Origin of the sequence: Paenibacillus glycanilyticus (assembly GCF_023715145.1) — a bacterium.
In the GTDB taxonomy this organism is placed as follows: domain Bacteria; phylum Bacillota; class Bacilli; order Paenibacillales; family Paenibacillaceae; genus Pristimantibacillus; species Pristimantibacillus glycanilyticus_A.
Window position 1 is genome coordinate 1 of sequence record NZ_JAMBNP010000020.1, and the last position, 21,325, is coordinate 21,325.

General features: G+C 51.4%; 23 protein-coding genes and 2 rRNA genes. 24 read left to right on the forward strand and 1 reads right to left on the reverse strand.

Going from position 1 to position 21,325, the window contains the following annotated elements; translation table 11 throughout:
- From M3194_RS29420 to pssA, 10 genes are all read left to right on the forward strand, one after another.
- Nucleotides 1-125 (forward strand): 23S ribosomal RNA (locus tag M3194_RS29420); the annotation flags it as partial.
- A gap of 161 nt (nucleotides 126-286) precedes the next feature.
- Nucleotides 287-403, forward strand: a 5S ribosomal RNA gene (gene rrf / locus M3194_RS29425).
- A gap of 635 nt (nucleotides 404-1,038) precedes the next feature.
- A complete protein-coding gene (locus tag M3194_RS29430; protein WP_251657708.1) occupies nucleotides 1,039-1,500 on the forward strand; it encodes a CtsR family transcriptional regulator in 462 nt (153 codons plus the stop codon).
- Nucleotides 1,501-1,538: 38 nt separating this feature from the next.
- Nucleotides 1,539-2,063, forward strand: coding sequence for a UvrB/UvrC motif-containing protein (locus tag M3194_RS29435; protein ID WP_251657709.1), 525 nt, complete (start codon nucleotides 1,539-1,541; stop codon nucleotides 2,061-2,063).
- A gap of 22 nt (nucleotides 2,064-2,085) precedes the next feature.
- On the forward strand, nucleotides 2,086-3,165 hold the full coding sequence (locus M3194_RS29440; protein ID WP_251657710.1) for a protein arginine kinase: 1,080 nt from the start codon (nucleotides 2,086-2,088) through the stop codon (nucleotides 3,163-3,165).
- Between the two features lie 3 nt (nucleotides 3,166-3,168).
- Nucleotides 3,169-5,622, forward strand: coding sequence for an ATP-dependent protease ATP-binding subunit ClpC (gene clpC, locus M3194_RS29445; RefSeq protein ID WP_251657711.1), 2,454 nt, complete (start codon nucleotides 3,169-3,171; stop codon nucleotides 5,620-5,622).
- Between the two features lie 165 nt (nucleotides 5,623-5,787).
- Nucleotides 5,788-6,144 carry an antibiotic biosynthesis monooxygenase gene (locus tag M3194_RS29450; protein ID WP_251657712.1) on the forward strand — a complete coding sequence of 119 codons (357 nt, stop codon included), beginning with the start codon at nucleotides 5,788-5,790 and terminating at the stop codon, nucleotides 6,142-6,144.
- A gap of 179 nt (nucleotides 6,145-6,323) precedes the next feature.
- Nucleotides 6,324-7,691, forward strand: coding sequence for a DNA repair protein RadA (radA, locus tag M3194_RS29455; RefSeq protein ID WP_251657713.1), 1,368 nt, complete (start codon nucleotides 6,324-6,326; stop codon nucleotides 7,689-7,691).
- Between the two features lie 10 nt (nucleotides 7,692-7,701).
- Nucleotides 7,702-8,778, forward strand: a complete 1,077-nt coding sequence (gene disA / locus M3194_RS29460) for a DNA integrity scanning diadenylate cyclase DisA (RefSeq protein WP_251657755.1) — start codon at nucleotides 7,702-7,704, stop codon at nucleotides 8,776-8,778.
- Between the two features lie 87 nt (nucleotides 8,779-8,865).
- Nucleotides 8,866-9,609 carry a CDP-diacylglycerol--serine O-phosphatidyltransferase gene (pssA, locus tag M3194_RS29465; protein ID WP_251657714.1) on the forward strand — a complete coding sequence of 248 codons (744 nt, stop codon included), beginning with the start codon at nucleotides 8,866-8,868 and terminating at the stop codon, nucleotides 9,607-9,609.
- Nucleotides 9,610-9,765: 156 nt separating this feature from the next.
- On the opposite strand, the gene M3194_RS29470 is transcribed toward pssA, so the two are convergent.
- A complete protein-coding gene (locus M3194_RS29470; RefSeq protein WP_251657715.1) occupies nucleotides 9,766-10,161 on the reverse strand; it encodes a nucleoside triphosphate pyrophosphohydrolase family protein in 396 nt (131 codons plus the stop codon).
- 150 nt (nucleotides 10,162-10,311) lie between these two features.
- On the opposite strand from M3194_RS29470, the gene M3194_RS29475 reads away from it, so the two are divergent.
- The 14 genes from M3194_RS29475 (at nucleotide 10,312) to rplK (ending at nucleotide 21,217) form a co-directional block, all read left to right on the forward strand.
- Complete coding sequence (locus M3194_RS29475) at nucleotides 10,312-11,403, forward strand: PIN/TRAM domain-containing protein (RefSeq protein ID WP_251657716.1); 1,092 nt, start codon at nucleotides 10,312-10,314, stop codon at nucleotides 11,401-11,403.
- A 48-nt stretch (nucleotides 11,404-11,451) separates the two neighbouring features.
- A complete protein-coding gene (ispD, locus tag M3194_RS29480; RefSeq protein WP_251657717.1) occupies nucleotides 11,452-12,162 on the forward strand; it encodes a 2-C-methyl-D-erythritol 4-phosphate cytidylyltransferase in 711 nt (236 codons plus the stop codon).
- Complete coding sequence (gene ispF / locus M3194_RS29485) at nucleotides 12,159-12,647, forward strand: 2-C-methyl-D-erythritol 2,4-cyclodiphosphate synthase (RefSeq protein ID WP_251657718.1); 489 nt, start codon at nucleotides 12,159-12,161, stop codon at nucleotides 12,645-12,647. The genes ispD and ispF overlap by 4 nt, the downstream gene beginning before the upstream one ends.
- Nucleotides 12,648-12,678: 31 nt before the next feature.
- Nucleotides 12,679-14,142, forward strand: coding sequence for a glutamate--tRNA ligase (gene gltX, locus M3194_RS29490; protein WP_251657719.1), 1,464 nt, complete (start codon nucleotides 12,679-12,681; stop codon nucleotides 14,140-14,142).
- 538 nt (nucleotides 14,143-14,680) lie between these two features.
- Nucleotides 14,681-15,343, forward strand: coding sequence for a serine O-acetyltransferase (cysE, locus tag M3194_RS29495; protein WP_251657720.1), 663 nt, complete (start codon nucleotides 14,681-14,683; stop codon nucleotides 15,341-15,343).
- Nucleotides 15,340-16,755, forward strand: coding sequence for a cysteine--tRNA ligase (cysS, locus tag M3194_RS29500; protein ID WP_251657721.1), 1,416 nt, complete (start codon nucleotides 15,340-15,342; stop codon nucleotides 16,753-16,755). The genes cysE and cysS overlap by 4 nt, the downstream gene beginning before the upstream one ends.
- Nucleotides 16,756-16,790: 35 nt before the next feature.
- Entirely contained in the window at nucleotides 16,791-17,291 is a 501-nt protein-coding gene (locus M3194_RS29505; protein WP_285889641.1) for a Mini-ribonuclease 3, read from the forward strand.
- A 23-nt stretch (nucleotides 17,292-17,314) separates the two neighbouring features.
- The gene (rlmB, locus tag M3194_RS29510) at nucleotides 17,315-18,043 is read left to right on the forward strand and encodes a 23S rRNA (guanosine(2251)-2'-O)-methyltransferase RlmB (RefSeq protein WP_251657757.1); all 729 of its coding nucleotides are present in this window, start codon (nucleotides 17,315-17,317) and stop codon (nucleotides 18,041-18,043) included.
- Nucleotides 18,044-18,046: 3 nt separating this feature from the next.
- Nucleotides 18,047-18,568 carry an NYN domain-containing protein gene (locus M3194_RS29515; protein ID WP_251657722.1) on the forward strand — a complete coding sequence of 174 codons (522 nt, stop codon included), beginning with the start codon at nucleotides 18,047-18,049 and terminating at the stop codon, nucleotides 18,566-18,568.
- A 229-nt stretch (nucleotides 18,569-18,797) separates the two neighbouring features.
- Nucleotides 18,798-19,448 carry an RNA polymerase sporulation sigma factor SigH gene (sigH, locus tag M3194_RS29520; RefSeq protein ID WP_015847243.1) on the forward strand — a complete coding sequence of 217 codons (651 nt, stop codon included), beginning with the start codon at nucleotides 18,798-18,800 and terminating at the stop codon, nucleotides 19,446-19,448.
- 362 nt (nucleotides 19,449-19,810) lie between these two features.
- Entirely contained in the window at nucleotides 19,811-19,960 is a 150-nt protein-coding gene (gene rpmG / locus M3194_RS29525) for a 50S ribosomal protein L33 (protein WP_015847242.1), read from the forward strand.
- Between the two features lie 17 nt (nucleotides 19,961-19,977).
- The gene (secE, locus tag M3194_RS29530; RefSeq protein ID WP_015847241.1) at nucleotides 19,978-20,187 is read left to right on the forward strand and encodes a preprotein translocase subunit SecE; all 210 of its coding nucleotides are present in this window, start codon (nucleotides 19,978-19,980) and stop codon (nucleotides 20,185-20,187) included.
- Between the two features lie 23 nt (nucleotides 20,188-20,210).
- On the forward strand, nucleotides 20,211-20,744 hold the full coding sequence (nusG, locus tag M3194_RS29535; RefSeq protein ID WP_015847240.1) for a transcription termination/antitermination protein NusG: 534 nt from the start codon (nucleotides 20,211-20,213) through the stop codon (nucleotides 20,742-20,744).
- A gap of 47 nt (nucleotides 20,745-20,791) precedes the next feature.
- Nucleotides 20,792-21,217, forward strand: a complete 426-nt coding sequence (rplK, locus tag M3194_RS29540) for a 50S ribosomal protein L11 (protein WP_091190677.1) — start codon at nucleotides 20,792-20,794, stop codon at nucleotides 21,215-21,217.
- Nucleotides 21,218-21,325 lie beyond the last annotated feature (108 nt).

Here is a 21,325-nt window from a genome sequence, read left to right on the forward strand (position 1 = left end):
CCCCCCTCAAGATGAGATTTCCCAATTAGTAAGACCCCTTGAAGACGACGAGGTTGATAGGTTCGGGGTGGAAGCACAGCAATGTGTGGAGCTGACGAATACTAATCGGTCGAGGGCTTATCCTAAACAATCCCCAAAAAGTGAAGTTAAGCGTTGCAGCTTATTCCGATTACTTTTCGGGGACCCCGCAAGAAACTTAAGGAGAACATTATTTCGCATCCAGTTTTCAAGGCGCAAATCCTGAAGCGTTTCTGCAAGAAACGTACTTCGAAAGCAACGCCTTACGTTTGGTGGCGATGGCGGAGGGGAACCACACGTTCCCATACCGAACACGACCGTTAAGCCCTCCAGCGCCGATGGTACTTGGACCGCAGGGTCCTGGGAGAGTAGGACGTCGCCAAGCAATGAAGAGCCTGTCGCATTACGCGGCAGGCTTTTTGTTTTCGCACACTTATCAACGGTTCATCCACAACCTGAACAGCTGATCCACATTGGGATCAAGCTGCTTTTTTGTGTTGATATCCACATGTGAATAGTCGCTCAATTACAACTTATCTGCACATTGTAGATGAAGTTGTGTATAAATAGTGAAATCCCCTTATTTCATGCGCGTTTCCGCTCTGGATAACTGAATAGGCGGGTGGACAGTCGGCTGCTGCACGCAGCAATTCCCTCCTTTTGTCCTCATCCTGTTTATAAACCCAATATTTCTGTTTAATAACAACTTAGAGCCTTTGGTTTGCCCAAGCTTTTTGAACAAGCTTATGCACAAGTGTGAGTAGTCGGTGGAAAAAGTGCTTAGAATACAGCTGCAGCGATGTGTTTATGGGACGGACTGTGTATAAATCACATCCATCCGCACCATGATAGATAATGGCGATAGTGTAATTGTTAAATTATCAGAAAATTGAAATTCCGTGTATTGACCTTTCCTGATTTTTGCGTATAATAAAGTTAAAGTCAAAGAAAGTCAAAGTCAGTTGGGGCAGCATTTCCTTAAATGCATCCACAGCTCATGTCGCCAGGGGGTTGGTAAATTTGCGTAACATTTCCGATCTCATCGAGCAGTACTTGAAGCATATGTTGCAGGAAAGCCCGGAAGGCGCCGTTGAAATTCAACGCAATGAACTGGCAGACAAGTTTTCCTGCGTTCCGTCGCAGATCAATTATGTAATCAGTACCCGGTTCACTTTAGAGAAGGGATACATGGTTGAAAGCAAGCGCGGCGGCGGCGGTTATATCCGCATTCAGCGGGTAGACCTGCCGGCGCTTAAGACGATTCAATTCCATATCCATCAAACGATTGGCGATTGTGTCGAGCAAAGCGTGGCGGAGGGGCTGATTTATCAGCTGGAGGAGGCAATGCTAATTACGAAACGGGAAGCGAATCTGCTTCGGGCCGCGGTTGACCGCGATACCATAGCCGTTAAGCTGCCGCTTCGTGATGAGATCAGAGCCAGGTTACTGCGCTCCATGCTGATATCTTTATTAGCCAAATAAGCGCCTGAGAAGGTTACACCGGAAGGAGGGGATTCGGCTTGATTTGCCAGGAATGCGGCAAGAAGCCGGCAACGCTTCATTTTACGAAAATCGTGAACGGTGAAAAAACCGAATTTCACATCTGTGAATCCTGTGCGAGGGAACGGGGAGAAGGCATCCCTGGCGCTCCAAACGGGTTCTCTATTCACAGTCTGCTGTCGGGCCTTCTCGATTTCGATCCGAGCAGCACTAATGGCGCAAGCAGCGCCAAGCAACAGCAAATGATCCGTTGTGAGCATTGCGGATTAACTTATTCGCAATTCAGCAAGATCGGCAGATTCGGCTGCAGCAACTGCTACCGCCAATTCTCCGACAAGTTGGATCCATTGCTGAAACGGGTACATGGCAATACGGTACATGTCGGTAAAATACCGAAGCGTTCCGGCGGCCAAATTCAGTACAAGCGAGAGATTGAACAGCTGCGGCGAGATTTGCAAAGCCGCATTGAACGAGAAGAATTTGAAAGCGCGGCTCAGATTCGTGATCGAATCCGTGAGCTGGAGCGTAAAATAGTAGACCTGTAAGGCGCACGAAGGAGGGTTACTCTTGGCGAGTCGTCGTTTCTCACAACAAGCGTTAAGCGATTGGATGAAGGGAGTTGGGCCTGACTCCGATATCGTCATTAGCAGCCGAGTTCGCATCGCGCGAAACTTGAGGCATTTTCCATTCCCGATGCTTGCTACCAATCAGCAGTCGCTTGAAGTGATGAATCAGCTTTCTGCAATAGGGCAATCCGGCAAGCTCGATCCAATTGGCCGTTTCGATACAATTATTTTATCGGAACTGAGCGAGCTGGAGAGAAGGGTATTGGTGGAGAAACATCTAATTAGTCCGAACCTGGCCAACGAGTCACGGGGAGGGGCGGTCATCCTAAGCGAGAATGAATCGGTCAGCATTATGATTAACGAAGAGGATCATCTTCGTATTCAATGCTTGTATCCGGGCTTCCAAGTCAAAGAAGCTTGGACGCTCGCTAATCAGATCGATGATATCTTCGAGGAGGAAGCCAATTACGCATTTGACGAGCGGAGAGGTTATTTGACCACCTGCCCGACAAATGTGGGGACCGGTATTCGCGCATCGGTTATGATGCATTTGCCGGCGCTTGTGCTAACTCAGCAAATTAACCGCATTTTGTCGGCTGTCACGCAGGTCGGTCTCGCTGTCCGGGGAATGTACGGTGAGGGCAGCGAAGCGCTGGGAAATCTGTTCCAAATTTCGAATCAGATTACGCTGGGGCAGTCGGAAAGCGAGATCATTGATAATTTGCATGGGGTAGCCCGTCAGATTATCGAGCATGAGAGGGCAGCCCGTCAAAGACTCCTGTCAGAGTCCCCGCTTCGGGTTGAAGATCGGGTCAGACGGTCCTTCGGGATTCTCTCTTATGCGGCAGTGATGGATTCCAAGGAATCCGCGCAGCGGTTGTCCGATGTAAGGCTTGGGGTTGATCTGGGATTGCTTGATCACATCACGAGTCAATCATTAAATGAATTAATTGTTATGACGCAGCCCGGGTTCCTGCAGCAGACGTTCAACGAAAAGATGAGCTCTGATCAGCGGGATTACCGCAGGGCCGAATTAATCCGCAATCAATTGCGGGGTCAAACCGAGCATGGGGGTGCATGAAACATGATGTTTGGACGATTTACGGAGCGAGCGCAAAAGGTACTTGCCTTGGCGCAGGAGGAAGCGGTTCGTCTTGGTCACAATAATATTGGTACGGAGCATATTTTGCTCGGCCTGATTCGCGAAGGGGAAGGCATTGCAGCGAAAGCGTTAATCGGACTTGGTCTTGGGCTTGAGAAAATCCAGGATGAAGTGGAAGCTTTGATTGGACGCGGGCAAGAGCAGCCTACGAATATTGCCTACACGCCACGCGCGAAGAAAGTAATCGAGCTGTCGATGGACGAAGCGAGAAAGCTTGGCCATACGTACGTAGGAACTGAACATATCCTGCTTGGTCTGATTCGTGAAGGAGAAGGCGTAGCGGCCCGGGTTCTGAACAACCTCGGCATCAGCCTGAACAAAGCCCGTCAGCAAGTATTGCAGCTGCTTGGCAGCAGCGAAGCGGTATCCAGCAACCATGGCTCTCCATCTAATGTGAGCACGCCAACGCTGGACGGCTTAGCGCGTGACCTGACCGCATACGCTCGCGAGGGCAACCTCGATCCGGTTATCGGCCGCAGCAAAGAAATCGAACGCGTTATTCAGGTGCTCAGCCGCCGTACAAAGAACAATCCTGTTCTGATCGGTGAGCCGGGCGTTGGTAAAACAGCGATTGCGGAGGGTCTTGCTCAAAAGATCATCGCAAACGAAATTCCGGAGACTCTGCGCGACAAACGCGTAATGACGCTGGATATGGGCTCGGTAGTAGCCGGTACCAAATACCGCGGAGAATTCGAGGATCGTTTGAAAAAAATTATGGATGAGATCCGCCAAGCCGGCAACATCATCCTGTTCATCGATGAGCTTCATACGCTTATTGGTGCAGGCGGCGCAGAAGGCGCGATTGATGCCTCCAATATTCTGAAGCCTGCGCTTGCGCGCGGCGAGCTGCAGTGCATCGGCGCAACAACGCTGGATGAGTACCGCAAATACATCGAGAAGGATGCAGCTCTCGAGCGCCGTTTCCAGCCGATTACGGTTGATCAGCCGTCGCCGGAAGAAGCCGTTCAAATCCTGCACGGCTTGCGTGACCGCTACGAAGCCCATCACCGCGTGAAAATTACGGATGAAGCGATTGTTCAGGCGGTAAAGCTGTCTGACCGTTATATTACAGACCGCTTCCTGCCGGACAAAGCCATTGACTTGATCGACGAGGCGAGCTCGAAGGTTAGACTTAACTCGTATACCGTACCGCCTAATTTGAAACAACTGGAGAATCGTCTCGAGGATATCCGCAAGGAGAAGGACGCAGCGGTTCAAAGCCAGGAGTTCGAGAAAGCGGCAGCCCTACGCGATACGGAGCAAAAAATCCGCGAAGAGCTGGACGTGACGAAGAACCAATGGAAAGAAAAACAAGGCCGCACCGATTCCGAGGTAACGCCTGAGGACATCGCGCAAGTGGTTGCAAGCTGGACCGGTATTCCGGTTAGCAAGCTGGCGGAAGAAGAGACCGAGCGTCTGCTCAATATGGAATCGATCCTGCATGACCGCGTTATTGGTCAAGAGGATGCCGTTAAAGCGGTAGCGAGAGCGATCCGCAGAGCGCGTGCAGGCCTGAAGGATCCGAAGCGGCCAATCGGCTCGTTCATCTTCCTTGGTCCAACCGGGGTTGGTAAAACCGAGCTGGCCCGCGCGCTGGCGGAAGCCATGTTCGGCGACGAGAATGCGGTTATCCGCATCGATATGTCGGAGTACATGGAGAAACACTCCACGTCCCGTCTCGTCGGAGCTCCTCCGGGATATGTCGGCTACGAAGAAGGCGGTCAATTGACCGAAAAAGTACGCCGCAAACCATATTCCGTTGTCCTCCTCGACGAAATCGAGAAGGCCCATCCGGAAGTGTTCAACATCCTGCTGCAAGTGCTGGAAGACGGCCGTTTGACCGATTCCAAAGGCAGAGTGGTTGACTTCCGCAATACGCTGATCATTATGACGTCGAACGTTGGCGCGGATCAGATCAAACGCAACTCTTCGCTTGGCTTTACCGCGGTACAGGATTCGGGCCGCGAGTTCAACCAAATGAGAGACAAAGTAATGGCCGAGCTGAAGAAAAGCTTCCGTCCGGAGTTCCTGAACCGGATCGACGAAACGATTGTGTTCCACTCTCTGGAGCAAGAGCATATCGCTCAAATCGTAACGCTGATGTCCGACGAGCTTCGCAAACGGCTGCGTGAGCAAGAGGTGGACTTCATTCTCACGGATGCCGCGAAGGCATTCCTGGCGAAGGAAGGCTTCGATCCTCAGTATGGCGCGCGTCCGCTGCGCCGTGCGATTCAGAAGCATATCGAAGACCGTCTTTCCGAAGAGCTCTTGCTTGGCAAAATCCGCAAAGGCGACTCCTTCACGATTGACGAGAAGGACGGCGAACTGACGGTAAACAAAGCCGAGGCTGTCTCGGAAGAGCCGGCTGCGAAATAAATAAGCTAAGAACAAGGCTGCTTGAGCGAGGTTTTCCCCACTCAAGCAGCCTTTGTTTTCCCTATCTATTTGACAATGAGAATCATTATCTTATATGCTTGATGTAATGAGATGAACTTGAATGTCTTTTTAACATAGAAGCTTGGGAAGATGGAGGGACTTGAAATGATCGTTGTTACGAATACGATAAAAGTTAAAAAAGGCCATGGCGAAGAGGTTGCCGAACGGTTCCAGAAAACGAAAGGCATTGAGCATACTGCCGGCTTCGTGCGCATGGAGGTTATGCTGACTGAAAGCCTTGTTGAGTATGATGAATTGAAGGTGTGCACAACCTGGGAGAACAAAGCTTCCTTTGAAGGATGGGTCAACAGCGACTCCTTCCGTCAGGCGCATGCCCATAGAGGAAATAAGCAGGCCGAGAGCGGAAAAGCGCAGGATGGCGAGGGGGAACGCATCATGCTGGGCTCCCATTTGACGACGCACCGGATCCTCGTAGCAAGAGCGGCCGCGGCGATTGTCTAGAGAAACTTATACTTTTTTATCTTTTAACAAATGCTTTCTTTATTCCGTTATGGAGTAGAGAAAGTTTTTTTTGTTACCTGGAATCAATTGGTCCGTACATTAGTTCGTAAGAAGGGGTTTATACCCTCTCGATAAAATGGTAAACTTTGAATGGTAACGCTTGTTAAAAGGAGCCTTGTATGGCAAAAATAAAGTTGAAGTTTGTATGCACTGAATGCGGGACGGAATCGCCGAAATGGCTGGGGAAATGTCCGGGCTGCCAGTCTTGGAATACGATGGTGGAGGAAAAAGAGACCGTTATCAAGACACAAGGTGTCGGTCTTCGTGTGGCTCAGACGAAAGAAAAGCCGAAATCCATCATACATATAGAAAGTGGGCAGGAACCGCGTATTGAAACACGGTTGCAGGAGCTTAACCGGGTACTGGGCGGCGGCGTTGTGCCGGGCTCCCTTATTCTGGTTGGCGGCGATCCTGGTATCGGGAAATCCACGCTGCTTCTGCAAACCTCGCATGCTTTAGCATCCAAGGGATTGAAGGTGCTGTATATATCCGGGGAGGAATCGGTCCGGCAGACGCGTCTTCGCGCAGACCGGCTTGGTGCTCTGACGGAATCCCTGTTTGTGTTGTGCGAGACGAATATGGAGCAAATTAATGATGCGATCGAAACGGTCCAGCCGGATTTTCTCGTCATTGACTCCATTCAGACGGTGTATGATCCAAATGTTCAGTCCGCTCCGGGCAGTGTCGCTCAGGTCAGGGAATGCACCTCTCATTTCATGCGCGTTGCCAAGATTAACGGAATTGCCACCGTGCTGGTCGGGCATGTCACGAAAGAAGGCGCTATCGCAGGCCCTCGGCTTCTCGAGCATATGGTTGACTGCGTGCTGTATTTCGAAGGAGAGCGGCATCATACATACCGGCTGCTGCGGGCGGTTAAGAACCGCTTTGGTTCCACCAATGAGATTGGGATCTTTGAAATGGGCGAAGAGGGGCTGCGCGAAGTGGCCAATCCGTCAGAGCTGTTCCTGTCGGAACGTCCGCTTGGCGTATCCGGTTCTACGGTTGTGGCCAGCATGGAAGGAACACGCCCGGTGCTTGTCGAGCTTCAGGCTCTTGTCGCAGCGACGAATTTCCCGTCGCCGCGGCGGATGTCGACGGGGATCGACCATCACCGGATGGCATTGATTATTGCAGTATTAGAGAAGCGGATCGGCATGTTTTTGCAGACGCAGGATGCCTATTTGAATGTAGCGGGCGGCGTGAAGCTGGATGAGCCGGCCGTTGACCTTGCTGCTGCTGTCTCGTTGGCATCAAGCTTTCGGGATGCGCCTACGCGCCCCTATGACGTTATCTTCGGCGAAGTCGGGCTGACAGGCGAAGTAAGGGCGGTGTCCCGTGCCGAGCAGCGGGTGAAGGAAGCAGAGAAGCTTGGCTTCAAGCGGGTCATTATGCCGGAGAAAAGCTTAAAGGGCTGGAAGCCGCCGGAAGGCATCGAGATTATCGGCGTGAGTACGGTAGCAGAAGCGCTGTCCGCGGCACTTGGATAGGGGGCAAATGATGAAGGAACAAAGTCAGCTAGAAGTGATGAATCAGCTTTTGCAATTAGTCGCACCAGGCACCCCGTTCCGTGATGGGCTTGATAATGTGCTCCGGGCCAAAACGGGTGCGCTGCTAGTTGTCGGGTATAGTCCCGAAGTAATGGAGGTCGTGGATGGAGGCTTCTCCATTAACTGCGATTTCTCGCCTAACTATTTGTATGAGCTGGCCAAGATGGACGGGGCCATTATCCTCAGCGAGGATATGAAGCGGATCCTGTATGCCAATACACAGCTTATACCAAACAACTCGATTCCATCGATTGAGACCGGTATCCGCCACCGTACAGCGGAGCGGGTGGCAAAGCAGACCGGAAAGCTAGTCGTGTCGATCTCGCAGCGCCGTAATATCATTACCCTGTATCAGGGCAATTTGCGTTACTCGCTTAAAGAGATGGGCGTTATACTGACCAAGGCCAATCAGGCGATTCAGACGCTTGAGAAATATAAGGTGGTACTTAGCCAGTCATTGACGAATCTGTCGGCTCTCGAATTCGAGGAGCTGGTGACGCTGCAGGAAGTAGCGCATGTCGTTCAGCGGGTAGAGATGGTCTTGCGGGTCAAAATGGAAATCAAGCGTTATGTCACGGAGCTTGGTACGGAAGGACGCCTCATCGCCATGCAAATGGAAGAGCTTGTTAACGGCGTTGACGAAGATGCCTGGTACCTGCTCAAGGATTATGCCAAAGAAAATTCCGATGACAAAATCCGCGAAATTCGGGTTGCTCTAAAGAAACTGAGCGCAGAAGATCTGCTTGACGCGCCTCCGATTATCCGCCTTCTCGGGTATACGCATACCGCTGCAATGGCGGAAGAAGCCGTATCGCCGCGCGGCTATAGGCTGTTGAATAAAATTCCTCGTCTGCCATTAATTATTATGAATAATCTGATCGAGCGGTTCGGCCGATTGCCTCATATTTTGATGGCAACCATTGATGAGCTTGACGAAGTGGACGGTATTGGAGAGGTTCGGGCACGCGCGATTAAGGATGGCTTGAAGCGAATCCAAGAGCAGATGTTCATTGACAGACAAATTTAAATCTCATACAATGGATGGAATGTGTACCGTGTTCCAAACATACATTAGTAAACGGTTTTAGGGCATAGTAGAGAAGAGGTGGAATAGATGATCACTAAGTCGATACCGAGCCTTCTCACGGTCGGAAACTTATTCCTAGGAATAGCCGCCATTATTCTCGTGTTTAATGAAAAGCCGGAGACAGCTGCAATGATGGTTATTATTGCGATGCTGCTCGATGGCGTGGACGGCCGTGTAGCACGTGCGCTGAACGCGCAAAGCGAGTTCGGCAAAGAGCTCGATTCGTTATCCGATGTGATCTCGTTCGGCGTGGCGCCGGCTTTTATTATGTATGTCGTTGCCTTCCAAGAGCTTAACCCGACCATTGCCTGGATTATTACCGCACTGTTCCCGATCTGCGGTGCATTGAGGCTGGCCCGCTTTAATGTGATACCTGGGAAACCGGGTTACTTTATCGGCCTTCCCATTCCTGCTGCCGGAGGCGTGTTGTCCACGCTTGCGCTGTTCCAGGATGATATTGCAGTCTCGGTCTTGCTTGCGAGCACGCTTGTGCTTTCCTTGCTTATGGTTAGTACGATTAAATATCCGAACTTTAAAAAAATCGGCATCTCCAAGGGTGCCATTTGGGCGATTCCGTTTGTCGTCGCACTGGCGATTTTCCTCGGGATCCAATTCCCTGACCAGTTATCTAAAATTATCTTTGTTCCGATGTTGTTATATGCGCTTTATGGTCTAAAAAAAAACGTTGACGGCCGTATGAAAAAACGCGTCCGCAAACGCCGCGGCAAGGATGTACAGGATGAAAACGTACAATCGGAGACAATCGCGTAAACATTTCCCCACAAAGTGAAGCAAATGCTCCGGAGCTTATTCCGAGTACTTTGCGGGGGGCCCCGTTGTGAAAACAGGAAATAAATAAAAAAAGAAGGAGCTGTTCCTGCACTCGTGATGAACGAGGCGGGGAACAGCTCCTTTTTACGTATCGTATTAAGTTAAATTAAACAATCCGAGGGTTGAGCATTTGTCGTATTCCTTGGCGACAACTTCGTCTAATTGAATGTCCAGCAGATTGCACATCGCGGTCATGTAGAACAGATTACGCCCGAGCTCGGATTTGAGCACATCGCGGCAGGATTCGCATACATGGCCGGAGAGATGACTTTGAAGCGTAGACTTGGCGCTTTCGAGATTCGGTTCGTCTGCATACTCTTGCTTGCGTGCGTTGAGCTCAATACATCCGCAATCCGTTACGGCCTTCGTTACCGCGCGGTTAACGGACGCACCGGATTGACCAAACTTGGACATGACATCTAACAGGCTACGATGTCTAAGCAATAGTTCCGATACTTGCTGCTGGAATTCCTCCAGTGTTGGAGCGCTCATCGATTCCACCTCTTTCATCAGCTTCGTCTGCTATAACTGCTAATTCCATTATAAGCATACCTTGCCATCATTTCAAAATGAAAAATCATTCACGAACCTACGGTTTAGCCCGTCCATTATTGGAACATAATTGTAATGGAGGTGGTATTTATGATGAGACGTATTATTCAACTGGCTGGTCTACTATTCGGAGGACTGGCAGGATTAGAAGTGCAGGGAAGAACAAATGGCATGGAGAGCTGGACGCAATCGTCCCTTGGTATTTGGCAGGGAACAAGTTTGTATTATTTCGCGATTGGGGCACTTTTTGGACTTCTTGTTGCGAGCATGTCTGCAGGGCGGATTATCCGGTTTATGCAGCGCGGTATTGAGCAAACGGCTGAAATGCCGATGAAAGATCTGATGTCCGGCGGCGGCGGGCTCCTAGCGGGGCTGCTCTTTTCCGTACTCTTGTATCCGGCGGTAGCGGGGCTTGGAGGACCGGGACTGTTGATTCCGGCAGTAATGTCCCTCTTCTTCGGTTACCTGGGCCTTCGAATCGGCCTTAACAAGAAGGAAGAATTGGCGGCAGCTGCTTCGGCTATGCTGGAACAGCGCAAGGCTCAGCCGGCGGCAGAGGAAGCGGGCGGATTCGAAGAGCATAAAATTTTGGACACCAGCGTTATCATTGACGGCAGAATTGCGGATATCTGCAAGACCGGGTTTATCGAAGGCACTCTGGTTATTCCCGAATTCGTGCTGGAGGAACTGCAGCATATTGCGGATTCATCGGATCTGCTGAAGCGCAACCGCGGACGACGCGGGCTCGATATTTTGAACAAGATTCAAAAGGAGCTGGATGTCCGGGTGCTTATTTACGAAGGAGACTTTGAAGAAATAAGCGAGGTGGACAGTAAATTGGTCAAGCTGGCGAAAGCGCTCAAAGGCAAGGTTGTTACCAATGACTTCAACCTGAACAAGGTATGCGAGCTTCAAGGGGTATCGGTGCTGAACATTAATGATCTGGCAAATGCGGTGAAGCCGGTTGTCCTTCCCGGAGAAGAAATTATCGTACAAGTAATTAAGGACGGCAAAGAGCATGGGCAAGGCGTCGCCTATCTGGATGACGGTACGATGATCGTTGTCGAAGGCGGACGCGATTATATCGGCACAACGATGGAAGTGCTCGTAACAAGCGTTCTGCAAACCTCTGCGGGCCGAATGATATTTGCAAAGCCGAAGCTGTTGGAAAAAGCGCTGTAACCTTGTATAGTAGGGAGTAGTTGTTACGTACGAGGGAGACTTGAGGCGATGAATGCAAATTGGGGAGCGGTTGTCGTCGCGGCCGGACGCGGTTCGCGGATGGGAACCAAAGAAAGCAAACAGTATTTGCCGCTGCACGGAAAGCCTATTCTCGTTCATACGCTGGAGCTGTTCCAGGCGATGGACGAGATTGCAGATATAACGCTTGTTGTTGGCGCTGACGATGTCGAGCGCTGCACGCGGCTTGTACAAGAGTACAAGCTCGGCAAGGTTACGGATGTGGTAGCCGGAGGAAGCGAGCGGCAGCATTCGGTCTTTGCCGGGATCAAGGCGTTATCACCGGCAGCCGAGTGGGTTATGGTGCATGACGGCGTGCGGCCGCTGGTTACTCCGCAGGCGATACGCGCCTGCTGCGAGAAGGCCGAGCAAAGCGGCGCAGCCGTCTTGGCCGTACCGGTCAAGGATACCATCAAACAGGTAGATGACACAGGTCTGATCGTTTCAACCCCGGACCGCCGAAGCTTGTGGGCGATACAAACGCCGCAAGCTTTTCGTCGTGATCTGCTGACGGAAGCGCATGAGCGAGCGGCAGAGGAGCATTTTCTCGGTACGGATGATGCGATGGTGGTGGAACGGACGGGCGCGCCGGTCGTCATTGCGGAAGGCGATTATACGAATATTAAAATTACAACGCCGGATGATCTGCCCTGGGCGGAATTTTTGCTGGAGAAACGAAAGAGAGAGGAGAACAAACAATGATTCGAGTAGGACAAGGCTTTGACGTGCATCAGCTGGTGGAGGGGCGCCCATGTATTATCGGGGGCGTAACGATTCCGTATGAGAAGGGACTGCTGGGTCACTCCGACGCGGATGTGCTGCTGCATGCAATTAGCGATGCGATTCTGGGGGCGCTTGGTCTAGGGGATATCGGCAAGCACTTCCCGGATACTTCGGAGGAGTTCAAGGATGCGGACAGCTTGAAGCTGCTTGAGCATGTATGGTCTCTCGCGAAGGAGCGGGGCTACAAGCTTGGCAACTGCGATTCGACGATCATTGCGCAGCGCCCGAAGATGGCGCCTTACATTCCGCAAATGGCGGAAATTATCGCGCGCGCGCTGGAGGCCGACATAGAGCAGGTGAATGTGAAGGCGACAACGACCGAGCAGCTTGGTTTTACCGGCAGAGGCGAGGGAATTGCGTCCCAATCGGTTGTCTGCTTGATCCAGGATGTTATAATCAAGTAATGGTTAAAGTTATACGAGAGGGGTTTTAACGATGACGCAAGAAGTGAGAGTCCGTTATGCACCGTCCCCGACGGGTCATTTACATATCGGTAATGCCAGAACGGCCTTATTTAATTATTTGTACGCGCGCAGCCTTGGCGGTAAATTCATTATCCGGATCGAAGATACCGACGTGAAACGCAATGTGGCAGGCGGGGAAGAAAGCCAGCTGAAATATTTGAAATGGCTCGGCATCGACTGGGATGAGAGCATTGACATCGGCGGAGGCTACGGTCCTTACCGTCAGACAGAGCGTCTTGATATTTATAAGGAATATTGGCAGGATCTGCTTGACCGCGGACTTGCTTACCGCTGCTACTGCACGGAAGAGGAACTCGAGCAGGAGCGGGAAGAGCAGATGAGCCGCGGCGAGACGCCTCGATATTCCGGACGCCACCGCAATCTGACGGAGGAACAGCGCCAGGCCTTCGAAGCGGAAGGCCGCGTAGCAAGCGTGCGGTTCCGGGTGCCGGAGGGCAAGGTCTATGCTTGGGACGACATGGTCAAAGGATCAATCAACTTCGATACCGCGGAGATGGGCGACTGGGTAATCGTGAAGAAGGACGGCATTCCGACTTACAACTTCGCGGTAGTTATCGATGACTACCTGATGAAGATCAGCCACGTGCTGCGCGGCGAGGACCATATCTCGAATACCCCTCGTCAGTTGATGATCTATGAAGCGCTGAACTGGGAAGCTCCGAAGTTCGCCCATATGACGCTGATCGTGAACGAAAGCCGCAAGAAGCTCAGTAAACGCGATGAGTCGATCATTCAGTTTATCGAGCAATACGACGATCTCGGTTACCTGCCTGAAGCGTTGTTCAACTTTATCGCGCTGCTTGGCTGGTCGCCTGAGGGCGAGCAGGAAATTTTCTCCCAAGAGCAGTTGGTTGAAGTGTTTACAGCTGATCGCCTGAGCAAAAGCCCGGCCGTGTTCGACACGCAGAAGTTGAGCTGGATGAACGGCGAATATTTGAAAAAGATCGACCTTGAGCGTCTCGTTGATTTGTGTCTGCCGCATCTGCAAAAAGCAGGCCGCGTAGCGGAGCAGCTGGAAGGAGCGGATCGCGAATGGGTATCGGCTCTTGCAGCCCTGTACCAGGATAAGCTCCGTGCCGCTTCGGATATCGTGGCACAAACAGAGCTGTTCTTCCGGGATACGGTTGAGGATGAGGAGGAAGCCGCAACGGTTCTTGCCGAAGAGCAGGTGCCGGCTGTCCTTGCCGCATTCCTCGCCAAGATCGAAGAAAACGGCGCTGCGGCCTTTACGGTTGACGGCATTAAAGACTGGATCAAAGCCGTTCAGAAGGAAACGAGCTTCAAAGGCAAGCAGCTGTTTATGCCGATCCGCGCTGCGCTCACTGGCCAGACGCATGGTCCTGATCTGAACCAGTCGATCGCCCTGCTTGGACGCGACAAGGTGATTAACCGCCTTAAGAGCCGTCTGGGCTAAGGCATATTTGGGAGTGACAGTTGACAAGCCATGGCATAAATTCCTTGTCACGCTTATGGGGATTCGTTATACTGTTACTAATTACAATTCGATGACATACAAAAAGCCATGAACAGGAAAAGTACGTTTTGCCGGATTTACAGAGAGGACAACCGCGTTTGACTAGAGCCGATTACTTATTGGCAATAGAAGATGCAGGCTGCAAGTTGTCTAATTCGGGGGGCGGAAAATTGCACCTGGGAGCTTTGTTCCGATCCGCATTCCTTCCGCTTCGTATACCGAAGCCGGCGAAGCGGGGTAGGCAGCAACGTATCAGCCAACGTTACAGGCTTTAAGACGGACAGCCGGATGAGGCTGGGCCGAAGCTCATCTGCAGCTCCGGTTCCCAATCCTGGTTCGTTCAAGCAGAGTGGAACCGCGACGTTACACGCACGCCTCTGCAGCATTTCGATGCTGCGGAGGCTTTTTTTAGTTTCACCTTGTTTTATTTTGTTTTCTTCCTGCGGGGGGCCGCTGGACATGGGAGAGGAGAACACGCATGTTTCGCCATTTGCAATCAGACATTAAGGCAGTATTTGAGAATGACCCTGCGGCGCGGAGCCGATTCGAAGTGGTATTTACGTATTCGGGCCTGCATGCGATATGGGCGCACCGGATTGCAAATAAGCTTTTCCGCAAGGGATGGTTTACGTTTGCCCGGATTATCTCACAGTTCAGCCGCTTTATGACTGGCATTGAGATTCACCCGGGGGCGACTATCGGAGAGCGGTTGTTTATTGACCACGGGATGGGAATTGTTATTGGGGAAACATGCGAGATCGGCGACGATGTCGTGATTTATCAAGGGGTAACGCTAGGGGGGACCGGCAAGGAGAAGGGCAAGCGCCATCCGACCATCGGCAATAATGTCGTCATCGGATCGGGTGCGAAAGTACTAGGCTCGTTCCGTGTTGGCGATAATTCGAATATCGGATCCAATGCCGTCGTGCTTCGCGAAGTACCGGACAACTGCACCGTTGTAGGCAATCCGGGCCGTGTCGTCAGACGCAATGGGGAACGGGTCGGAGACCGGCTTGACCATAAGCAGCTGCCGGATCCTGTCATTGAGATGTTCCGCGAGATGCAAAAGGAAATAGATAGTTTAAAGGCCGAGGTCGAGAGACTTCGCGAGCCTGTAGCTGGAGGAGAAACGAGATCATGAATGTACAAATTTATAATACGCTGACCCGAGCAAAGGAAGCATTTGTCCCGCAGGAGCCGGGAAAAGTAAAGATGTACGTATGCGGACCAACGGTCTATGACTATATCCATATTGGCAATGCGCGTCCGGTTATCTTCTTCGACGTCGTACGCCGTTACTTGGAATACGCGGGTTATGACGTGAATTACGTTGTAAACTTCACGGATGTGGACGACAAGCTGATCAAGAAGGCCGAGCAGTCGGGACTGACGGTTCCGGAGGTTGCGAATAAGTTCATCAAGGCGTTTAACGAAGATATTGCCTCCCTTGGCGTGCACAAAGCTTCGCTTAATCCGCGAGTTACCGAACATATCCCATCGATCATCGCGTTTATTCAAGGCCTTGTCGACACAGGCTATGCGTACACGAGCGAAGGGGATGTGTATTACCGGACTTCGAAGTTCGAGGATTACGGCAAGCTCTCCCATCAGAATCTGGAGGAGCTGCAGTTCGGCATCCGGATCGAGGTGGGCGATCGCAAGGAAAACCCGCAGGACTTCGTCTTGTGGAAAGGCGCAAAGCCTGGCGAAATTAACTGGGAGAGCCCTTGGGGGCCGGGGCGTCCCGGCTGGCATATCGAGTGCTCGGCGATGGCTCGCGAGTACTTGGGCGATACGCTGGATATCCATGGCGGCGGCCATGACCTGCAGTTCCCGCATCATGAGTGCGAGGTTGCCCAGTCCGAGGCTCTGACAGGCAAATCGCTTGCCAACTACTGGATGCACAACGGCTACATTCATATCAACAATGAGAAAATGTCCAAATCGCTCGGCAACGGGATTACGGTAAATGAGCTTGTGAAGCGGGTGAAGCCGGCTGCTATCCGTTACTTTATTTTGTCTACGCATTACCGCAGCCCGCTTAACTTTACGGATGAGACAATCGCTCAAGCGGAAAACAGCGTGGATCGGATTGCAAACTGCGCGGCGAACCTGAAGCACCGCCTCTCTGCATTTGGCGGGCAAGTTGGGGGAGCTGCTTCCGGCACGGAGCTGGATGAAAGATTGGCGCAGATCAAGGCGCAATTTGAAGCGAAAATGGGAGATGACTTTAATACGCCGGATGCGATTACTGCGGTATTCGAACTGGTAACGGAAGCGAATCAATATTTGAACCGCGCGGATGCAACAGCCGAAGGCACTGCTGCATTGCTGGCAACGCTTGAGCAGATGAATACGGTGCTTGGCTTGCTGCCTGAAGCGGGTGCGGATGCAGAGCTGCTGGATGAGGAGATTGAAGCCCTTATTGTGGAGCGGACAGAAGTACGCAAAGCGAAAAACTGGGCACGGGCGGATGAAATCCGCAACCTGCTCACGGAAAAAGGCATCGCACTAGAGGACACTCCGCAAGGGATCCGTTGGCGGCGCCTGTAGGCTTCTGCCAAGGATCGATTGGAGGACGTGGTATTTTGAACAGTAATGAACAGGAATATGCAAGCATCACAGAAAAAGCGGCTAAGGACAACGGTGGGGCAGGAGCGGGGCTTCTCTTCCACCCGCCTGCCAAGAAGACGCAGCTCATTAATCCGGTTGTGCTCGCTTATGTGGGAGACAGCGTGTTTGAGCTGCTGGTCAGGCAGTACCTGGTATCGCTTCCTAACCATAAATCGCATCATCTTCATCGGGAAGCGACCAAGATCGTATCCGCGAAAGCCCAGCGCAAGCTGCTGGAGAAATGGCAGCCGCTGCTGACGGAAGAGGAAGCGGATATCGTAAGACGCGGCCGCAATACCAAATCCGGGGCTCCGCCGAAGAATGCGGATCCGGCCGATTACCGGCAGGCCACTGCGCTGGAATGTCTGGTGGGCTATTTGTATTACGAGGAGAGGATTGAACGTCTGCATGAATTGTTTGCGGCGGCAATTGCTCCGTCAACGGGAGAACAGCAGGAAGAGGAGGGACAAGCGTGACTGAACGTTACAACCAAGAAGAAATGATTGCCGGCAAGCATCCTGTCATGGAGGCGCTTCGTTCCGGACGCGATATTAACAAAATCTGGATCGCCGAGGGCGCGCAGAAGAGCCTGACCCAGCCGATCGTAGCCGAAGCCAAGCAGCACGGCGTTATCGTCCAATTTGTGGACAAGCGCAAGCTGGATACGATGGTGGAAGGCGTACAGCATCAAGGCGTTGTTGCTCAGGCGGCTGCTTTTGCTTATGCAGAGGTTGAGGATCTGCTGGCAAAAGCACGCGAACTGAACGAAACGCCGTTCCTGCTTATTCTCGACGAGATTGAAGATCCGCATAACCTGGGTTCTATCCTGCGTACGGCGGAGTGCACCGGCGTACACGGGGTTATCATTCCGAAGCGCCGTTCGGTTGGGCTGACCGCAACCGTGCTGAAGACGTCGGCTGGCGCGGCAGAGCATGTGCCCGTAGCACGCGTGACGAACCTGGCGCAGACGATCGATCGCCTGAAGGAAGAAGGCGTGTGGGTAGCAGGCACGGATGTCAGCGCGCCGCAGGATGTGTATAGAACGAAGTTTGATTTGCCGCTTGCGATTGTAATCGGGAATGAAGGCAAGGGAATGGGCCGCCTGATTAAGGAAAAATGCGATTTTCTGGTGAAGCTGCCGATGCATGGCCGGCTTAATTCCTTGAACGCCTCCGTTGCGGCGGGCGTATTGATGTACGAAGTGGTCAGGCAGCGCCGGAGTGTATAGCCGATGAACCGGCGCAATGATATTTTGCTGGTGGACGGCTATAATATGATCGGCGCCTGGCCTATGCTTGAGAAGTTGAAGGAAATTGACCTGGAGGAAGCTCGGGACAAGCTGCTCGATATGCTGGCGGATTACCAGGGCTTCTCGGGCATGACGGTTTACGTTGTTTTTGATGCTCATCAGGTGCCCGGATTAGGCGCCACCTACCGGCATCACAAGCTGACGATTGTGTATACGAAAGAAAAGGAAACGGCGGATGAATGCATCGAGCGTCTGGTCAGCGAGCTGATGGCAAGACGCCGCAATGTATTTGTCGCCACCTCCGATCTTGTCGAGCAGCATGTGGCGTTTGGCAAGGGAGCCCTTCGTCTGTCGGCTCGCGAGCTTCTCATTAATATCCAGCAGAACCGCAAGGCAATCGAGCTAACTCTGCGGGAAGAGACGCCAGGCAAGCGCAATACGCTCGGCGGAAATCTCAGTCTCGAGGTGCAGACTAAGCTGGAGCGCCTGCGCCGAGGCAAATAGATTCATTTTCATCCATAAAATTACAGAATTTCTATTAAAACGACTCTCTCGAATCGGCAAATCGGTTGACGGTGTAAGATTACATAATGTATACTGACTCTATATTTAGTGACGAGAACGGCGGTTTTATCGTTATTTTGTCTTGTTTGGATCGTTGTGGCGGGGAGCCATGGTGATGGATTGCATATGAATCTAGCGGCGTACGCCTTGCAGGCCGGAGGGATAGTTCGTGAGCATCGACCTCAAAAAATGGAGTACGCTTGAGTATGACTGCAGTTCTGACGAGGATATCGTAGAAGCGGTTCGAAACGGCGATAGTCTGGCTCTTGAATATTTGATCAACAAATATAAGAACTTTGTCCGTGCCAAGGCGCGTTCATACTTCCTTATCGGAGCCGATCGGGAAGATATCGTGCAGGAAGGCATGATCGGACTCTATAAATCTATCCGCGACTTTAAAGGGGACAAGCTTGCGAGCTTTAAGGCCTTTGCTGAGTTATGCATTACGCGGCAGATCATTACGGCTATCAAGACGGCTACTCGTCAGAAGCATATTCCGCTTAATTCCTATGTTTCGTTGGATAAGCCGATTTATGACGAAGACTCTGACCGTACCTTGCTTGATGTAATATGCGGCACTCGGGTGTCTGATCCCGAGGAGCTTATTATTAATCAGGAAGAATTTGTCGGTCTCGAGGACAAGATGTCCGAGATATTGAGCGATCTGGAGCGGAAAGTGCTGATGCTTTATTTGGACGGCAGGTCCTATCAGGAAATTGCGGTTGACCTCGACAGGCATGTGAAGTCGATTGACAATGCCCTGCAGCGCGTAAAGCGCAAGCTGGAGCGATATCTGGAAGTCCGGGATCTTAGTGGATAAGGCTATCAATCTCTATGGAATCGGTAGAGTCGAATATGAGCTGTTTTTCGCCGGGCAATTGGCCAGCGGCGGAGAACAGCTCATTTTTTAAATATAGGGACGGGCCGCTGTTGACGCTTAAGTTTAAAAAAGCGGGAATTGTGACGATAATGGTAGAGACGAGCGTCCAGGTGTCGCCATATTTCCATAATATTCGCTACGGTCCAACCTATGTTTCCATTGACATTGGAATAGGCCGTGTGATAAATTGTTTTAGGTAGGCCTTGATGTAAGGCTTTGTTTTGTATTGGGGCCGTAGTTGCAATGTCATAGTACATATGGCGTTGTGAACCGTTATTTAGCAGTTCGGGAGGTGTAATTCAATGCGGGTAATAATCACGTTGGCATGCACAAACTGCAAACAGAGAAACTATGCGAGCAGCAAGAACAAACGCAATCACCCCGACCGCATCGAGTTGAAGAAGTTTTGCAAGTTCTGTAACGAGCAGACTCCTCATCGCGAGACGAGATAGTCATTGGAGGTGTTGACGTGGCATTTTTGGCTAAACTGAAGCAAAGCTTCGGAACAACGTTTAGTTTCTTTGCCGACAGCTGGGCAGAACTTAAGAAAGTTCGCTGGCCAAACCGTAAAGAGTTGACAAGCTATTCGATCGTCGTGCTACTTACGATCGCGTTTGTGACGATTTACTTTTGGCTTCTTGACATCGGGATCTCGTCTCTAGTTAATCTGATTGTTTAAGAAGGGTCCAAAGGTGGATTGGAATGGAAAAAAGATGGTATGTCGTACACACTTACGCCGGTTATGAGAACAAAGTGAAAGCCAATTTGGAGCGTCGCCTCGAATCGATGGGCATGGAAGATAAAATCTTTCGCGTTCTGGTTCCGATGGAAGAAGAAGTGGTAGAGAAGGACGGTAAGAAAAAAACTGTTCAACGTAAAGTCTACCCCGGCTACGTCCTCGTGGAGATGGTTCAAACTGACGATTCATGGTATGTTGTTCGCAATACGCCGGGCGTCACAGGATTTGTAGGGTCAACCGGTTCTGGTTCCAAGCCAATCGCGCTTATGCCAGACGAAGTGGAACAGATTCTGAAGCATATGGGCATGGAAGAGCCTAAGCCGAAGATTGAATTCGACCTGAAGGAAACCGTGCGCGTCAAAGTAGGCCCTTTCGCAGATTTCGTTGGAACAGTAGAAGAGATTCTGCTCGACAAATCGAAGCTTAAGGTACATGTCAACATGTTTGGCAGGGAAACCCCTCTTGAGTTGGATTACACTCAAGTGGAGAAGATTTAATATCCGGTTTCTGAGTTTGGGATTACCAGTGTAAGGAGGTGTAAGTCATGGCAAAAAAGGTTATCAAAATGGTCAAACTGCAAGTTCCTGCAGGTAAAGCTAATCCGGCTCCGCCGATTGGTCCAGCACTTGGTCAAGCAGGCGTTAACATTATGGCGTTCTGTAAAGAATTCAATGCTCGTACCGCAGATCAAGCGGGATTGATTATCCCGGTTGTTATCACAGTGTTTGAGGACCGTTCCTTCACTTTCGAAACGAAAACTCCACCGGCAGCAGTATTGCTCCGCGTTGCAGCAGGTATCGAAAAAGGATCCGGCGAACCAAACAAAAAGAAAGTTGCTACAGTTAACCGCGCGAAAGTTCGTGAAATTGCTGAGCAAAAAATGCCTGACCTGAATGCAGCTTCCGTTGAAGCAGCAATGCTTATGATTGAAGGCACTGCACGCAGCATGGGTGTAACTATCGTTGACTAATTGTGCCGTCTGGCCGCTTGCGGTCAGTTAGCACAAGGGCAGCCGTTGCGGCATAGCCCAAGCGGAGCTTAGGCTTCGTTAGTGGGAGGAGTCCCATAAGGGGAATTT

What these genes read in the sequence shown, in the direction of transcription:
- clpC (WP_251657711.1), top strand. Translation starts at nt 3,169, where the DNA reads ATGATGTTTGGACGATTTACGGAGCGAGCGCAAAAGGTACTTGCCTTG.
- M3194_RS29450 (WP_251657712.1), top strand. Translation starts at nt 5,788, where the DNA reads ATGATCGTTGTTACGAATACGATAAAAGTTAAAAAAGGCCATGGCGAA.
- radA (WP_251657713.1), top strand. Translation starts at nt 6,324, where the DNA reads ATGGCAAAAATAAAGTTGAAGTTTGTATGCACTGAATGCGGGACGGAA.
- disA (WP_251657755.1), top strand. Translation starts at nt 7,702, where the DNA reads ATGAAGGAACAAAGTCAGCTAGAAGTGATGAATCAGCTTTTGCAATTA.
- pssA (WP_251657714.1), top strand. Translation starts at nt 8,866, where the DNA reads ATGATCACTAAGTCGATACCGAGCCTTCTCACGGTCGGAAACTTATTC.
- M3194_RS29470 (WP_251657715.1), bottom strand. Translation starts at nt 10,161, where the DNA reads ATGAGCGCTCCAACACTGGAGGAATTCCAGCAGCAAGTATCGGAACTA.
- M3194_RS29475 (WP_251657716.1), top strand. Translation starts at nt 10,312, where the DNA reads ATGATGAGACGTATTATTCAACTGGCTGGTCTACTATTCGGAGGACTG.
- ispD (WP_251657717.1), top strand. Translation starts at nt 11,452, where the DNA reads ATGAATGCAAATTGGGGAGCGGTTGTCGTCGCGGCCGGACGCGGTTCG.
- ispF (WP_251657718.1), top strand. Translation starts at nt 12,159, where the DNA reads ATGATTCGAGTAGGACAAGGCTTTGACGTGCATCAGCTGGTGGAGGGG.
- gltX (WP_251657719.1), top strand. Translation starts at nt 12,679, where the DNA reads ATGACGCAAGAAGTGAGAGTCCGTTATGCACCGTCCCCGACGGGTCAT.
- cysE (WP_251657720.1), top strand. Translation starts at nt 14,681, where the DNA reads ATGTTTCGCCATTTGCAATCAGACATTAAGGCAGTATTTGAGAATGAC.
- cysS (WP_251657721.1), top strand. Translation starts at nt 15,340, where the DNA reads ATGAATGTACAAATTTATAATACGCTGACCCGAGCAAAGGAAGCATTT.
- rlmB (WP_251657757.1), top strand. Translation starts at nt 17,315, where the DNA reads ATGATTGCCGGCAAGCATCCTGTCATGGAGGCGCTTCGTTCCGGACGC.
- M3194_RS29515 (WP_251657722.1), top strand. Translation starts at nt 18,047, where the DNA reads ATGAACCGGCGCAATGATATTTTGCTGGTGGACGGCTATAATATGATC.
- rpmG (WP_015847242.1), top strand. Translation starts at nt 19,811, where the DNA reads ATGCGGGTAATAATCACGTTGGCATGCACAAACTGCAAACAGAGAAAC.
- nusG (WP_015847240.1), top strand. Translation starts at nt 20,211, where the DNA reads ATGGAAAAAAGATGGTATGTCGTACACACTTACGCCGGTTATGAGAAC.
- rplK (WP_091190677.1), top strand. Translation starts at nt 20,792, where the DNA reads ATGGCAAAAAAGGTTATCAAAATGGTCAAACTGCAAGTTCCTGCAGGT.